Below are 14250 nucleotides of genomic sequence, written 5' to 3'. Positions count from 1 at the left end.
GGCCGTGCTGTAATGCCGTCATGGACACCCTGACCCCCAGCTCCGAGACCGCCACCGATTTTCCCGGCCTGCTGCGCTACTGGCGCGGCAGGCGCGGCTACAGCCAGCTCGCGCTGTCGCTGGCCGCCGGGGTGTCGCAGCGGCATATCAGCTTCCTCGAGTCGGGCCGCGCCCGGCCCAGCCGCGAGATGGTGCTGTCGCTGGCGGACCGCCTCGGCGTGCCGCTGCGCCAGCGCAACCGGCTGCTGCTGGCCGGCGGCTTCGCCCCGGCCTACAGCGAGCACGGCCTCGGCGCACCGGCGCTGCAGATGGTGCAGCAGGCGGTGGCGCTGATCCTGAGCAAGCAGGAACCGTATCCGGCGGTGGTGCTGGACCGCTTCTGGAACCTGCTCGACGCCAACCGGGCCTACCGCGACATGCTCCGCGTGCTGCTCGGCGGGCGCGCGCCGTCCACGCTGGAGCCGGGCGATGCGCGCGTCAACCTGATGCTCACGGTGTTCGACCCGCAGGGGCTGTGGCCGGCGCTCGGGAACGCCCGCCAGGTCGGCCGCTACCTGCTGCGCCGGGTCTGGCAGGAACTGCAGACGCAGGCGCAGGACCAGGCCGCGCGCGCGCTCTTCGCGCGCATCGCGGCCTGGCACCCGGACCTGCTCGGGCCGGGCGGCCTGCCGCTGGCCGACGACGAGGCCGCCGGCGGCCCGCCGCCGCCGCTGCTGCCGGTCACGGTAGCGGCGGGCGGCTTCCGCGCCGCGCTGTTCACCACGCTGACCACGCTCGGCATTCCGCAGGACGTGACGCTGCAGGAGATGCGCATCGAGTGCTTCTTCCCGGCCGACGAGGCCTCGCGCCTGGCGCTGGAGGCGCTGGCCAGCCACGCCGCGGCCGTGGCGCCCTAGGCCGGGGCGCGCCAAGCAAGCCTTGGCGCACCCGTGCTAACATGCCGTTGCCGGCGCGCCTGCCATTCCCGATGGTGGCGCGCCGGCATCGTTACGTCTTCAGGGCGGGGTGCAAGTCCCCACCGGCGGTATGCCACCACAGCGCGTGGCGAGCCCGCGAGCGCCCGCATTCCCGTGCGGGGTCAGCAGACCTGGTGAGAGGCCAGGGCCGACGGTCATAGTCCGGATGAAAGAAGATGGGCGGTACAACCCGGCTGGCTCCCCCCGGCATGCGCGTGCTGCGCGCCTGCGCGGCTGGATTTGCCCGTGTTTTCCGCTGATCCCCTGGAACGCCCGCTTATCGTTGCAATAGGAGCGTTTCATGCTGTCACTTCCCACCCAGGAACAACCCGTTGTCGCTTTCCCGGCCGGCGCGGAGGCCGACCAGCGCCCGCTCGGCGAGCGCATCGCGCGGGCGCTCGACGCCATGCGCGAAGGCCGTCCCGTGGTACTGCTCGACGATGACGACCGCGAGAACGAGGCCGACCTGATCCTCTCCGCCGAGCGCCTGACCCAGGCCAACATGGCCATGATGATCCGCGAGTGCAGCGGCATCGTGTGCCTGTGCCTGACGCGCGAGAAGGTGGCCAGCCTGGGCCTGCGCCCGATGGTCGAAAACAACCGCAGCCAGTACGGCACCGCCTTCACGGTCTCGATCGAGGCGCGCGAAGGCGTGACCACGGGCGTGAGCGCGGCCGACCGCATCACCACCATCCGCGCCGCCATCGCCGAGGACGCCGGCCTCGATGCCGTGGTCAGCCCCGGCCACGTATTCCCGCTGGTGGCGGTGGACGGCGGCGTGCTGGCGCGCCGCGGCCATACCGAAGGCTCGGTCGAGCTGGCCCGCCTGGCCGGGCTGGCGCCGGCCGCGGTGCTGTGCGAGCTGATGAACCCGGACGGCACGATGGCGCGCCGCCCCGAGGCGCTGGCGTTCGCCGAGATGTACCGCCTGCCGGTGCTGACCATCGCCGACCTGGTGGCCTGGCGCGGTCAGCAAGGCTGAGCGCGGCGCCCCGCGGCGCGGGGCGGCGGCGGGACCGTATGCGACAATGCGGCCTGTTTTCTGCCTGAACGAGGGTCCGTCCATGTCCTTGCGCGCCGCTTTCCACGCCGTTTCCTGTGCCATCGTCCTGCTTGCGGGCGGCAGCCTGTGCCTTGCCGCCCATGCCGAGACGGCCACCGGCACGGTCCGTCCCGCCACGGCTGCCGCCACGGCGGGGCTGTATCAATGCCCCGGCGCCGACGGCGGCGTGGCATTGCGCGCCACGCCGCGCGACGGCTGCACCGCGGTGGCGGCGCCCGAGACCGGCGCGCCCGATCCGCAGCGCTGGCTGCCGCTCGCGGGCGCCAACGGCGCGATCTCCTATTTCGACAAGACCTCGGTGCGCCGCCGCGGCGCGGAAGTGGGCGTGGCCGTGATGCGCAACGCGCCGGCCGGCGTGATCCGCACCACCAGCGGCGAGCAGATCCGCTCCTCGCTCCGGCGCATGATCTTCAACTGCGCGACCTCGATGTACGCGGTGGTCGAGCAGACCTTGTATTCGAAGCGCTACGCGCGCGGCGAATCGCTCTACACCATCGACGCGCCGCAGGCCGGCATGCCGCAGCAGGTCGCCGCCGGCACCGTGGCGGGCGAGCTGTTCAACCGCCTGTGCCACTGAACGGGCCGGCGCGCGCGTCAACCTTTTGCGCTCCTGCGCCGTTGCTGGTAGCGAAGGCGACCGGCGGCGGGCATGCCCGCGACGCCAGCAGTTCGCCGTGCCGCCCGCATCTGCATGCCGCGCCGCGCCAATAGGCCGACGCGCCGGCGCGTTGCCGCGATGACGGGGAAACGGTGCCCAGTGGCAACATGCCGTCCGGGGGGACCGGCACCGGGGTGAGATCCGATCGAGAGGCTGCGGCCTCTCTTTTTTTTGCCTGCCCGGCAGGGCGGCACGCGGCCGCTGTGCACCGCACGAAGACCGGGGTGCGCCATGCGCCGTTTCGGGGCGCCGGCCCCCGCGTTGACGAAGCGCGATCCGTATCCTAGCGTTGCAGATTCGGGGTTCGTCCATACTTGTTGCAGCGAGCCCAACAAACTCGAAACGCGCACGACACCCGCGCGATGACTGCCATGCCCGCCTTCCCACGCCAAGCGCCGCGATCCGCAAGACGCCGACGAACGGCCTGCGCGCCTGACCTGCGCCGCACCGCGCCCCCGGTGTGACGCACCAGCCCGAAAGCCGCGCGCCAAGCGGCTTCCAGCCCACCGGGGTTTCAAATTGTTGCAAACGTTGCGTGGTCGAAACGTGACTTTTAAGTCTCGAATTGTTAAGGTCCTATTGCGCATTGCAACAAGGCTGTTACTTTTTCAAGACATTGTCGTTATGATGCGTCGCGTGCTCTTTCGGGATCGCGCCGGCGGCGTGCCGAAGCCGCCGCGCCCGGCCGTGACCTGCGCGACCGACGCGATCTCCGCCTGCTGCCGCCCCGGCCCGGCGATGGCCCGCCTCTTGCAGCGAAGCCTGCCGCGGCCCTTGTGTTCAACCCTGCCTGCCACTGGCATCCATGTCCGATACCGTTACCGTGCCGACCACCGTCAACCTTCCGCGCCGCCAGCCGGCGCGCGCCAGCAGCGGCGCCCTGCGCCTGGGCCGGTGGTTGTGCGGCGGACTGCTGGCGGTGTGCGCGGTGGCGGCGCATGCGTTCGACTTCGAGACCGTGGCGGCGCGCGCGCGCCAGCTTGCGGCCACCCCGTACAAGACGCCGGCGCAGAACCTGCCGCGCGAGCTGCGCGAGCTCTCCTACGAGCGCTACCGCGAAATCGAATTCAAGCCCGACCGTCACCTGTGGCGCAACGCCAAGCTGCCGTTCGAGTTGTCCTTCTTCCATGAGGGCATGGTGTTCGACCAGCCGGTGCGCATCAACGAAGTGGTCAGCGGCAGCGTGCGCGAGATCCGCTTCGACCCCTCGGCCTTCAACTACGGCCCGCACAAGCTCGACGCGACCAAGCTCAAGCCGCTCGGCTTCGCGGGCTTTCGCGTGCTGTTTCCGCTGAACCAGCCCAAGGTCAAGGACGAGGTGGTGTCGTTCGTCGGCGCGAGCTATTTCCGCGCGCTCGGCAAGGACCAGTGGTACGGCCTGTCGGCCCGCGGGCTGGCGCTGGACACCGCGCTCAACTCGGGCGAGGAATTCCCGCGCTTCGTCGAATACTGGATCGAGCGCCCGTCGCCGGCGGACAAGCAGCTGACCATCTACGCGCTGATGGATTCGCGCCGCGTGAGCGGGGCCTACCGCATCGTGCTGCGCCCCGGCGCGGAGACGGCGATGGAGGTGAAGTCGCGGCTGTTCCTGCGCGAGCACGTCACCAAGCTTGGCCTGGCGCCGCTGACCAGCATGTACCTGTTCGGCGAGAACCAGCCGTCGCCGGTGCCGGACTACCGGCCCGAGGTGCATGACTCCGACGGCCTGTCGGTCCAGCTCGGCACCGGCGAGTGGCTGTGGCGCCCGCTGGGCAATCCCAAGCGGCTGCTGGTGACGTCGTTCTCGGCCACCAACCCGCAGGGCTTCGGCCTGATGCAGCGCGACCGCAGCTTCGGCAACTACCAGGAGATCGGCGCGTGGTACGAGCGCCGGCCGAGCGCGTGGGTGGAGCCCAAGGGCAACTGGGGCTCGGGCCGCGTGGAGCTGGTGCAGATCCCGACGCCGGACGAGACCAACGACAACATCGTGGCCTACTGGGTGCCGGACAACCCGCCCAAGCCGCGGCAGCCCTTCGATTACGAATACCGCCTGCTGTGGCAGAAGGACAGCGAAAAGCTGCCGCCGCTGTCGTGGGTGACGCAGACGCGGCGAGGCCAGGGCCTGAGCCGCAAGCAGGAGGACACCAGCTTCTCGCTGGCTGTCGATTTCGAAGGCCCTGCCTTCAAGAAACTGGCCGCCGACACCCGCATCGATCCGGTGATCTCGGCCGACAGCAACGGGGAGCTGCTCAGCACTTCGACGCAGCGCAACGAGGCCACCGGCGGCTGGCGCATGACGATGGTCGTGCGCCGCAAGGACGAGACCAAGCCGGTCGAGCTGCGCGGCTATCTTCGCAACGGCAATACAACCCTATCCGAGACGTGGAGCTACATCTTACCCCCAGGCTAAAGCGGCGCGCCGCCCCGGCGGCGGCATGCGAGCGCTATCTCGATCGCGTGCCGGTCTCGCCCGACCAGCGCCGCGAGCTGCTTGGCGAGATCGCCGGCAGCGACGGCGCCGAGCCGGCCATGCAGCAACTGCAGCGCAAGCTCGCAGCGAAGGACTGCGCCAAGGACGGCGCGCAGCCGGCCCCCGGCGGCGCGGCCTACGCCTCGGTCTGGCGCCGCCTCGGCCTCGCCTACGGCGCGCCGCAGGCGGCGGGCGAGCCGCTCATCGCGCGGCGCGAGGACGGCACCGTGCATATCGACACCGGCCCGGCCCCGCGGCGCGCCTCGATGGTGCCGCGCGCGTGGCCGCCCCACATCGTCACCGGCTTTCTGCGCAACCTGGGCCGGCGCCTGTTCGGGCGCCCGCCGGTGCCCGAGACCTGGGACACGCTGCACGACGGCCCCGACGCCGAGGGCAAGTGGCACCCGGCCGGCACGCACCGCCGCTGGGTGCTGCTGGGCCTGGTGGCCGGGCAGACCGCGCTGGCCACCTATTTCATGACGAAGGTGCTGCCGTACCACGGCACCGACCCGCTCGAGATCGCCGTGCTGGCGCTCTTCGCCATCCTGTTCTCGTGGGTGTCGGCCGGGTTCTGGACCGCCATGATGGGCTTCCTGGTGCTGGCCAAGGGCGGCGACCGCCACCTGATCTCGCGCTCCGCGGCGCAGGCCGGGCCCATCGCCGAGCAGGCGCGCACGGCGGTCATCATGCCGATCTGCAACGAGGACGTGACGCGCGTGTTCGCCGGCCTGCGCGCCACCTATGAATCGATGGAGCGCACCGGCGAACTGGCGCGCTTCGATTTCTTCGTGCTGTCCGACAGCGGCAACCCCGACCTGCGCGCCGCCGAGACCGACGCCTGGATGGAGACCTGCCGCGCCGTCAACGGCTTCGGCCGCATCTTCTATCGCTGGCGCCGCCACCGCGTCAAGCGCAAGACCGGCAACGTGGCGGACTTCTGCCGCCGCTGGGGCAGCGCCTACCGCTACATGGTGGTGCTCGACGCCGACAGCGTGATGAGCGGCGAGTGCCTGACCACGCTGGTCAGGCTGATGGAGAGCAACCCCGGCGCCGGCATCATCCAGACCGCGCCGCTGGCGGTGGGGCGCGAGACCATGTACGCGCGCGTGCAGCAGTTCTCCACGCGCGTGTACGGCCCGCTGTTTACCGCCGGCCTGCATTACTGGCAGCTGGGCGAGTCGCACTACTGGGGCCACAACGCCATCATCCGCATCCAGCCGTTCATGGAGCATTGCGCGCTGGCGCCGCTGCCGGGCAAGGGGCCGCTGGCCGGCGAGATCCTCTCGCACGATTTCGTCGAGGCCGCGCTGATGCGCCGTGCCGGCTGGGGCGTGTGGATCGCCTACGACCTGGAAGGCTCCTACGAGGAACTGCCGCCCAACCTGCTCGACGAGGTCAAGCGCGACCGCCGCTGGTGCCAGGGCAACCTGATGAACTTCCGGCTGTGGATGAAGCAGGGCTTCCACGCGGTGCACCGCGCGGTGTTCCTCACCGGCGTGATGGCCTACCTGTCGGCGCCGCTGTGGTTCCTGTTCCTGGTGCTGTCGACGATCATGCTGGCCAAGCACGCGCTGGTGCCGCCCGAGTATTTCACGCAGCCCTACCAGTTCTTCCCGACCTGGCCCGAGTGGCATCCCGAGAAGGCGCTCGCGCTGTTCTCGGCCACGGCGACGCTGCTGTTCCTGCCCAAGGTGGCCAGCGTGCTGCTGCTGATGAAGGACGCGCGCAACTACGGCGGGCCGGGCCGGCTGGTCATGTCGATGCTGATCGAGGTGGTGATGTCGGCGCTGCTGGCGCCGGTGCGCATGCTGTTCCACACCAAATTCGTGGTGGCGGCCTACAGCGGCTGGGGCATTACCTGGAAGTCGCCCCCGCGCGAGGATGCCGAGACCACCTGGGGCGAGGCGTTCCGCCGCCACGGCCTGCATACGCTGCTCGGCCTGGCGTGGGGCGGGCTGGTGCTGTGGATCGATCCGAGCTTCGTCTGGTGGCTGCTGCCGATCGTCGGCGCGCTGGCGCTGTCGATCCCGATGTCGGTGTTCCTGTCGCGCGTGTCGTTCGGCCGCGCGCTGCGCCGCGCCCGGCTGTTCGTCACGCCCGAGGAAGCCCGGCCGCCGCGCGAGATGGTGGCCATGCAGGAGCACGTGGAAGCCGCCGGCGAGCCGCCGGCCTTCATCGACGCGGTGGTGGACCCCGTCACCAACGCCCTGATGTGCGCCACCGGCTCGTCGCGCCTGATCCAGCCCGAGGCCACGCGGCTCGCGCATGCCGCGCTGGTGCAGCAGGCCCTGACCGAGGGGCCCGAGAGCCTGGGCGCCGCGCAGAAGCACCTGCTGCTGGGCGACCCGTTCGCGCTGGCCAGCCTGCATGAGCAGGTGTGGGCCTCGCCGCTGGCGCATGCGAGCTGGAAGGAAACCCGCATCCTGCCGCGGCGCGCGGCCAACGTGGTGCCGCTGCGGCCGCGGCTGGCCTGAGCAGCGCGCGGACGACGGCGCCGGCATTCCTCGCGGGGAATGCCGGCGTTTTTCTTTGTGGGGTAGAGCGCGGAGGGAGGGGGCGGTGTCCCGGACCTCAAGCAGGCTTGTCCGGCGCGATCGCGGGCCGGCGCGCTAGCGCAGTGCCGAGGTGCAGATCGGCGCGTTGATGTAGACATCGCCCACGCGGCGCTCGCCGCGCTCGCTGCGCGTCATGTAGCGGAACATCATGCTCACGCCGAGCTTGGTGAGGATTTCCACGTCGCGGTTAGCGCAGATATTGCGCTGCAGGGGCGCGGCATAGCTGAGTTCGAAGCTGGCGAGGTCCAGCATCGGGCCGCGGTACTTGGTGAGCTCGAGCTGGAACAGCACGTGCTTGCCCGGCACCGACTGGCAGCGGCGCAGGCGCGTCTCGCCGTCGATGTCGATCGGCAGCATGTCGTTGAGCTGGCGGCAGGCGCGCGCCAGGATGTTGTCCGGCCGCGCGGTGTTGCGCAGCAGTTCGGGCACGCCGGCCGCGCCGGTGTTCTGGCCGGTGGCCGCGCCCTTGAGCATCTGGGCCAGCGCGTCGGCTTCGTCGGGCGGCGCCGCAGGAGCGGAGGCGGCGGCTTTGGCGGGCGGCGGGGCCGCGTGCGCGTGCCGCGCCCACGGCAAGCTGGCCGCGCCGGCGGCGGCCAGGGTCAGTAAGGCGGTAAGCAGAGCGTGTCTTGTTCTCATGCAGGAAAACGTTGCCGGAAGCCATGCCGGCAGGCTGGCTTCCGCGGTGCGTCGGGCTGCGTGACCGTCCGCCCCGGGCGGCCGACAGGGTGGCATTGTACCCTTGGCCTTGCCGCGGTTGAAAGCCAGCCCCCCTGATCCACGCCGCGCGGCGGCGCGCCCGGGCGCGGACCTTCGCCGCCGGGCGCGCGCACGCCGCGCGCGCCAGCATCATCCGCGTTTGCCGCCGCGGATGCGCGGCTTGTTACGCTATGCAACAATTACGCCTTTCGCCTTGCCGTTCCCCGCGCGCGCCGCCGGCTGCGCGTCCCCCGTTCCCCAGGATGTTCCGATGAGCCTCTCCGCCCGCGCCCCCCGGGCCGCGCGTTTCCCCCTCTGGCTGCTGGTATGCGCGTCGCTGACCGCGCTGGGGCCGCTGTCCATCGACATGTACCTGCCGAGCTTTCCCGCGCTGGCGGCGGATCTCGGCGTGGACATCGGGCGCGTGCAACTGACGCTGGGCACCTTCCTGGTGGGGCTGGCGGCGGGGCAGGCTTTCTATGGCCCGATCAGCGACCGCTTCGGGCGCAAGCCGCCGCTCTATGCCGGGCTGGCGCTGTACGCGGCGGCCGCGGCCGGCTGCGCGCTCGCGCGCGACGTCGAGGCGCTGATGCTGTGGCGCTTCCTGCAGGCGCTGGGCGGCTGCGCGGGCATGGTGATGGCGCGCGCGGTGATCCGCGACCGGCTCGAGGCGCACGAGTCCGCGCGCGCCTTTTCCTCGCTGATGCTGGTCATGGGGCTGGCGCCGATCCTGGCGCCGATCATCGGCGGCGCCGTGCTCGGCGTGTTCGGCTGGCGCGCCATCTTCTGGCTGCTGTGCGGCGCCAGCCTGCTGATCCTGCTGGTGGTCCACCGCTACATGGAAGAGTCGCTCGACCACGCCAGCGCCATGCCGCTGCGCCTGGGCCGCGTGCTGTCCAACTATGGCGAGCTGCTGCGCGACCGCGGCTTCGTCGGCTATTCGCTGTCGGCCGGCTGCGCGCAGGCCGGCATGTTCGCGTACATCGCGGGTTCGCCGTTCGTGCTGATCGAGCTGCATGGCATCGCGCCATCGCACTACGGCTTCGTGTTCGGCACCAATGCGCTGGGCCTGATCGCCATGTCGCAGGTCAACGCGCGGCTGGTGCGCAACCGCGCGCTCGACCACGTGCTGCGCGGCGCGCTGCTGGCGCCTTGCGCGGCCGGCGTGACGCTGGCCGCGGTGGCGCTGGCGGGCACGGCGCCGCTGCCGGTGCTGCTGGCGGGGTTCTTCGTGTTCATCGGCAGCCTGGGCTGCATCTTGCCCAATGCGTCGGCGCTGGCGATGGCCCATCAGGGCCACCGGGCCGGCACGGCCTCGGCGCTGATGGGCACGCTGCAGTTTTCGCTCGGCACGCTGGCCGGCGCCGCGGTCAGCGTCTGGCGCGACGGCACCGCGCTGCCGCTCGCCGTGGTCATGGCGGTGTGCGGGATCGGCGCGGTGGGCATGCGCCTGGTCGGCCGCGCCGGCATGCAGGCGCAGCGCCCGGCATGAGCCGGGCCGCGCGGGGTCAGGACGCGGCGGCGCCGCTTTGCTGCACGACCACCAGTTGCGCCGGCATCGGCGCGGCGTAGCCGGCTTCGCCGAAGCTCTCGCGGATGACGCGGTTGGTGTCGAAATACACCTGCCAGTAATTGTCGTTATGGCAGTACGGGCGCACCGCCAGGACCGGGCCGACCAGCGTGAACTCCAGGATTTCCACGTCCGGCGCGGGCTCGGCCAGGACGTTGGGCAGCGCGGCCAGGCGTTCCTTGAGCAGCGCGATGGCCGCGGCCGCATCGGTGCTGCCGGCCAGCTGGGCTTTGAGCTCGACGCGGCGGAAGGCGTTGGCGCTGAAGTTCTGGATGGTGTCGGAGAAGATCTTGTTGTTGCCGACCACGGTCAGCACGTTGTCGGGCGTGTCCAGCGTGGTGGCGAACAGGCCGATCTCCCTGACCGTGCCGGTCACGCCGGCCACCGTCACGAAGTCGCCGACCTTGAACGGGCGCAGCACCACCAGGAAGGCGCCCGCGGCGAAGTTGGCCATCAGGCCCGACCACGCCATGCCGACGGCCACGCCGGCCGCCGCGATCAGCGCGGCGAAGGTGGTGGTCTGGATGCCGAAATAACCGAGGATGCCGATCACCAGCACCACGTTCAGCGTGACCGTGACGATCGAGCCGACGTAGCGCAGCAGCGTGGGGTCGACCTTCTGCTTGGCCAGCGAGCCCTGCACCAGGCGCACCACGAAATGGATCAGCCAGCGGCCGATCACCCAGAAGGCCAGGGCGGCAAGCACCTTGACCCCAAACTCCGTCGCGTAGGCGACGACGACTTCCTGTAGCTTCTGCAGCGTGGTGGCATCCATCGCGTTCTCCCTTGCCGGCTCTTGCAGGTTCATGAACACCGAACGTCGTGCGGCGCCGCCCGCGCGCGCCGGCGGCGCGGCGCACGTGCGGGCTACGCATTATTGCGTTGCGGCGAGCGGAAGTTCAAGCACAGAATTGTGGGGCTTGGTGTCTGCTGCGGCGGCCGGCTCACCAGCTGGTTTCGCGCTCCGGCGTGGCCGAGATGCGGTGCAGCGAGAGATCCGCGCCGTTGTATTCCGATTCGGCATCGAGCCGGATGCCGACCACCTTCTTGAGCGTGCCGTAGACCACGGTGCCGCCGACCAGGGCGATGACGATGCCCAGCAGGGTGCCGATCAGTTGCGCGACCAGCGAGACGCCGCCGATGCCGCCCAGCGCGCGCGCGCCGAAGATGCCGGCGGCAATGCCGCCCCACGCGCCGCACAGGCCGTGCAGCGGCCACACGCCCAGCACGTCGTCGATGTGCCATTTGTTCTGCGCCAGCGTAAACAGATAGACGAACAGCACGCCGGCGATGGCGCCGGTGATCAGCGCGCCCAGCGGGTGCATCAGGTCCGAGCCCGCGCACACCGCCACCAGCCCGGCCAGCGGCCCGTTGTAGGCGAAGCCGGGATCGTTGCGGCCCGCGGCCCAGGCCGCCAGCGTGCCGCCGGCCATCGCCATCAGGGAGTTGATCGCCACCAGCCCGCTGATCTTGTCGACGGTCTGCGCGCTCATCACGTTGAAGCCGAACCAGCCCACCGCCAGCACCCAGGCGCCCAGCGCCAGGAACGGGATGTTGGAGGGCGGATGCGCGCTGATGCGGCCATCCTTCTGGTAGCGGCCGCGGCGCGCGCCCAGCAGCAGGATGGCCGGCAGCGCGATCCAGCCGCCCATCGCATGGACCACCACCGAGCCGGCGAAGTCGTGGAACGGGGCGCCGGCCACCGAGGCGATCCAGTCCTGCACGCCGAAGCGGTTGTTCCAGGCGATGCCCTCGAAGAACGGGTAGACCAGGCCGACCAGGACGAAGGTGGCCACCAGTTGCGGGTTGAAACGCGAGCGCTCGGCAATGCCGCCCGAGATAATCGCCGGAATGGCCGCGGCAAATGTCGCCAGGAAGAAGAACTTCACCAGTTCATAACCGCTGCGCTGCGCCAGCGTCTGGGCGCTGGCGAGGAACTCCACGCCATAAGCCACCGTATAGCCGATAAAGAAATAGGCAATCGTGGATATGGCGAAATCCACCAAAATCTTGACCAGCGCATTGACCTGGTTTTTCTTGCGCACCGTGCCGAGCTCAAGAAACGCAAAGCCCGCGTGCATGGCGAGCACCATGATCGCCCCTAACAGGATGAACAGGGCATCGGTGCCGCTCTTCCAATTGTCCATACATTCCTCATGCTCAAAATGGGAGCACCCGTATGCAATAACCGTTCCAGATTGGTCCCATGCAGGTGCATGACTGCACCGTCTTGGTGGTTGCCGCACTGCTTTGTGGCCGGCGGTGGCGATCGGGGACTGGCAATGTCGGCCGCGGGCGGGCAGAATGTGCCGTGCCGCGCGCCGGGAGGCGAGCCGGCGGCCCGCGCGGCCTGCGCCAAAATGATGCGGTGCATTGATTTGGGGCGTGTGGATGGCGTCGGTCTGCACCAAAATGAGCGTTGTCGCCATATCGGTGCATGGCGGCGTCGGTGGCGCTGCCGGTTCCGACGGGGGCGCCAGGGGCTTCCGGGCCGCGCGGCGGGGGCGGGCGGCCGGTGCCGGACAGGCTCGCGCGCCGTGCCCGCGGACTTACGCGCGTTCGAATTCGGCTACCCTCACGAACCGTATTTGAAAGCGTGGAAAAGGAGTGTAAATTCCCCGCAAAGGCGCTTGACTCAAGGATTTCCGGCTTTTTTCGTTGCATTGGTGCCACTGGGGATTGCCCAATGCGTAAAGCGCGGATTAGACTGCGCCGATCGGTGATTTGCCGCGTGGCAGACACTCCGATGACGACGACCAACAAGGGAAATCAGCCATGAATAAAGGTGAACTGGTATCTGCCATCGCCGCTGACGCGGAACTGAGCAATGCTGCAGCAGAGCGCGCGCTGAATGCCGCTCTGGACAACATTAAGAAGGCGGTTGCCAAGGGTGATTCGGTAACGCTGGTGGGTTTCGGCAGCTTTGGCTCGGGCAAGCGCGCAGCGCGCACCGGCCGCAACCCGCGTACTGGCGAAACCATCAAGATTCCGGCCGCCAAGACGGTGAAGTTCTCCGCCGGCCAAGGCTTCAAGGACGCTGTGAACAAGAAGAAGTAAGCAGTTCGCGTCTGCAGCGCAGCGGAAATGAGAAGGCGGCCTCGAAAGGCCGCTTTTTTATCGTCCCGCATTCCCATCTCCCGCATCTCATTGCCCGTGTCTCCGGCGGTATCGCCGGCGGCATCGTCCCCGCCCGCGCGGGCGCGGCGGCGCGGCCGTTCCGGGTTACACTGCCGGGCATCGGCGCGGGCCTTCGCGGACCTGCCCGGCAGCCCCCAGAATCCGGATTTTGATCATGAATGACCTGTCCCACCAGCTTTCCATGACCGTGTTGATGACACCGGACATGGCCAACTTCTCCGGCAACGTGCACGGCGGCACCATCCTCAAGTATCTCGACATGGTGGCCTATGCCTGCGCCAGCCGCTACGCGGGGCGCTACGTGGTGACGCTGTCGGTGGACCAGGTGGTGTTCCGCCAGCCGATCCACGTCGGCGAACTGGTGACGTTCCTGGCGGCGGTCAACTACACGGGCCGCAGCTCGATGGAGATCGGCATCAAGGTGGTGACGGAGAACATCCGCAGCAAGCTGGTGCGCCATACCAACAGCTGCTACTTCACGATGGTGGCGGTGGACGACAACGGCGCCCCGGCCGAGGTGCCGACGCTGCAGCCGCGCGACGAGGTGGAGCGCCAGCGCTTCGCCGCCGCGCAGGCGCGCCGCCAGCTGCGCCAGGAAATGGAAAAACGGCATGACGAGATCACCGGCAAGGCGTCCTGAGACGATGGGCGCGGCCATGCAGACCATGATGAAGCGCAAGCTCGCTTTTGCCCTTGCCGTGCCGGCGCTGCTGGCGCTCGCGCTGCCGGCGCGGGCCGAGGAGATCGGCAGCGTCAGCACCAATTTCCGCATCACGGGCTCCGACAAGGTGGTGATCGAAGCCTATGACGATCCGGTGGTGGCGGGCGTGACCTGCTACGTGTCGCGCGCGCGCACCGGCGGCATCAAGGGATCGCTCGGCATGGCGGAGGACCCGGCCGAAGCCTCGATCGCCTGCCGCCAGGTGGGCCCGATCTCGTTCAAGGAGCCGCTGCGCCAGCAGGACAATGTGTTCTCCGAGCGCATGTCGATCCTGTTCAAGGCGCTGCACGTGGTGCGCACGGTGGACCGCAAGCGCAACACGCTGGTCTACCTCACGTATTCCGACCGCATCGTCTCCGGCAGTCCGCAGAACAGCGTGACCGCGGTGCCGGTGGGGGCGGACACGCCGATTCCGATCAGGTAGCGCCGCCGGGATCCCGCTTC

12 protein-coding genes and 1 riboswitch are annotated in these 14250 nt (G+C 69.6%); of the genes, 9 read left to right on the top strand and 3 right to left on the bottom strand.

Annotated elements, in window-relative coordinates:
* Nucleotides 1–20: 20 nt before the first annotated feature.
* The 5 genes from AC3WXD_RS04060 to mdoH all read left to right on the top strand — a co-directional run bounded on the left by AC3WXD_RS04060 (nucleotide 21) and on the right by mdoH (nucleotide 7600).
* Nucleotides 21–896 carry a helix-turn-helix domain-containing protein gene (locus AC3WXD_RS04060; RefSeq protein WP_020202825.1) on the top strand — a complete coding sequence of 292 codons (876 nt, stop codon included), beginning with the start codon at nucleotides 21–23 and terminating at the stop codon, nucleotides 894–896.
* Between the two features lie 91 nt (nucleotides 897–987).
* Nucleotides 988–1138, top strand: a riboswitch (FMN riboswitch).
* Between the two features lie 119 nt (nucleotides 1139–1257).
* Nucleotides 1258–1938 (top strand): 3,4-dihydroxy-2-butanone-4-phosphate synthase, encoded by a 681-nt coding sequence (ribB, locus tag AC3WXD_RS04055; protein ID WP_020202824.1) that lies wholly within the window; start codon nucleotides 1258–1260, stop codon nucleotides 1936–1938.
* Nucleotides 1939–2020: 82 nt separating this feature from the next.
* The gene (locus AC3WXD_RS04050) at nucleotides 2021–2596 is read left to right on the top strand and encodes a surface-adhesin E family protein (protein ID WP_492323093.1); all 576 of its coding nucleotides are present in this window, start codon (nucleotides 2021–2023) and stop codon (nucleotides 2594–2596) included.
* A gap of 886 nt (nucleotides 2597–3482) precedes the next feature.
* On the top strand, nucleotides 3483–5066 hold the full coding sequence (locus AC3WXD_RS04045) for a glucan biosynthesis protein G (RefSeq protein ID WP_492323092.1): 1584 nt from the start codon (nucleotides 3483–3485) through the stop codon (nucleotides 5064–5066).
* Nucleotides 5039–7600 (top strand): glucans biosynthesis glucosyltransferase MdoH, encoded by a 2562-nt coding sequence (gene mdoH / locus AC3WXD_RS04040; protein WP_082079482.1) that lies wholly within the window; start codon nucleotides 5039–5041, stop codon nucleotides 7598–7600. Before AC3WXD_RS04045 ends, mdoH begins: the two co-directional genes overlap by 28 nt.
* Nucleotides 7601–7735: 135 nt before the next feature.
* Here mdoH and AC3WXD_RS04035 read toward each other — a convergent pair whose 3' ends face one another.
* On the bottom strand, nucleotides 7736–8317 hold the full coding sequence (locus tag AC3WXD_RS04035) for a hypothetical protein (RefSeq protein WP_492323091.1): 582 nt from the start codon (nucleotides 8315–8317) through the stop codon (nucleotides 7736–7738).
* Nucleotides 8318–8648: 331 nt separating this feature from the next.
* Here AC3WXD_RS04035 and AC3WXD_RS04030 point away from each other — a divergent pair, with 331 nt between their 5' ends.
* Nucleotides 8649–9869, top strand: a complete 1221-nt coding sequence (locus AC3WXD_RS04030; protein ID WP_492323090.1) for a Bcr/CflA family multidrug efflux MFS transporter — start codon at nucleotides 8649–8651, stop codon at nucleotides 9867–9869.
* Nucleotides 9870–9885: 16 nt separating this feature from the next.
* On the opposite strand, the gene AC3WXD_RS04025 is transcribed toward AC3WXD_RS04030, so the two are convergent.
* Together AC3WXD_RS04025 and AC3WXD_RS04020 are read right to left on the bottom strand one after the other, a co-directional pair.
* Nucleotides 9886–10722: a mechanosensitive ion channel family protein gene (locus tag AC3WXD_RS04025; protein ID WP_492323353.1), complete on the bottom strand. Its 837-nt coding sequence runs from the start codon at nucleotides 10720–10722 to the stop codon at nucleotides 9886–9888.
* A gap of 169 nt (nucleotides 10723–10891) precedes the next feature.
* The gene (locus AC3WXD_RS04020) at nucleotides 10892–12094 is read right to left on the bottom strand and encodes an ammonium transporter (protein WP_020202817.1); all 1203 of its coding nucleotides are present in this window, start codon (nucleotides 12092–12094) and stop codon (nucleotides 10892–10894) included.
* 628 nt (nucleotides 12095–12722) lie between these two features.
* On the opposite strand from AC3WXD_RS04020, the gene AC3WXD_RS04015 reads away from it, so the two are divergent.
* From AC3WXD_RS04015 to AC3WXD_RS04005, 3 genes are all read left to right on the top strand, one after another.
* Nucleotides 12723–13004, top strand: coding sequence for an HU family DNA-binding protein (locus AC3WXD_RS04015; protein ID WP_020202816.1), 282 nt, complete (start codon nucleotides 12723–12725; stop codon nucleotides 13002–13004).
* Nucleotides 13005–13239: 235 nt separating this feature from the next.
* A complete protein-coding gene (locus tag AC3WXD_RS04010; protein WP_029043566.1) occupies nucleotides 13240–13725 on the top strand; it encodes an acyl-CoA thioesterase in 486 nt (161 codons plus the stop codon).
* Nucleotides 13726–13753: 28 nt separating this feature from the next.
* Nucleotides 13754–14230 carry a CreA family protein gene (locus AC3WXD_RS04005; protein WP_454734028.1) on the top strand — a complete coding sequence of 159 codons (477 nt, stop codon included), beginning with the start codon at nucleotides 13754–13756 and terminating at the stop codon, nucleotides 14228–14230.
* Nucleotides 14231–14250: the final 20 nt, after the last annotated feature.

The organism is Cupriavidus sp. FW216-B1 (assembly GCF_058789195.1).
The sequence above is the reverse complement of the archived record's forward strand: the minus strand, read 5'-3'. Positions and strand labels throughout refer to the sequence as shown.

Bases quoted from the DNA above. Each gene is read 5' to 3' on its own strand.
- AC3WXD_RS04035 (WP_492323091.1), bottom strand. From the start codon at position 8,317: ATGAGAACAAGACACGCTCTGCTTACCGCCTTACTGACCCTGGCCGCC.
- AC3WXD_RS04010 (WP_029043566.1), top strand. From the start codon at position 13,240: ATGAATGACCTGTCCCACCAGCTTTCCATGACCGTGTTGATGACACCG.
- AC3WXD_RS04030 (WP_492323090.1), top strand. From the start codon at position 8,649: ATGAGCCTCTCCGCCCGCGCCCCCCGGGCCGCGCGTTTCCCCCTCTGG.
- AC3WXD_RS04025 (WP_492323353.1), bottom strand. From the start codon at position 10,722: ATGGATGCCACCACGCTGCAGAAGCTACAGGAAGTCGTCGTCGCCTAC.
- AC3WXD_RS04050 (WP_492323093.1), top strand. From the start codon at position 2,021: ATGTCCTTGCGCGCCGCTTTCCACGCCGTTTCCTGTGCCATCGTCCTG.
- AC3WXD_RS04020 (WP_020202817.1), bottom strand. From the start codon at position 12,094: ATGGACAATTGGAAGAGCGGCACCGATGCCCTGTTCATCCTGTTAGGG.
- AC3WXD_RS04015 (WP_020202816.1), top strand. From the start codon at position 12,723: ATGAATAAAGGTGAACTGGTATCTGCCATCGCCGCTGACGCGGAACTG.
- AC3WXD_RS04060 (WP_020202825.1), top strand. From the start codon at position 21: ATGGACACCCTGACCCCCAGCTCCGAGACCGCCACCGATTTTCCCGGC.
- AC3WXD_RS04005 (WP_454734028.1), top strand. From the start codon at position 13,754: ATGAAGCGCAAGCTCGCTTTTGCCCTTGCCGTGCCGGCGCTGCTGGCG.
- AC3WXD_RS04045 (WP_492323092.1), top strand. From the start codon at position 3,483: ATGTCCGATACCGTTACCGTGCCGACCACCGTCAACCTTCCGCGCCGC.
- ribB (WP_020202824.1), top strand. From the start codon at position 1,258: ATGCTGTCACTTCCCACCCAGGAACAACCCGTTGTCGCTTTCCCGGCC.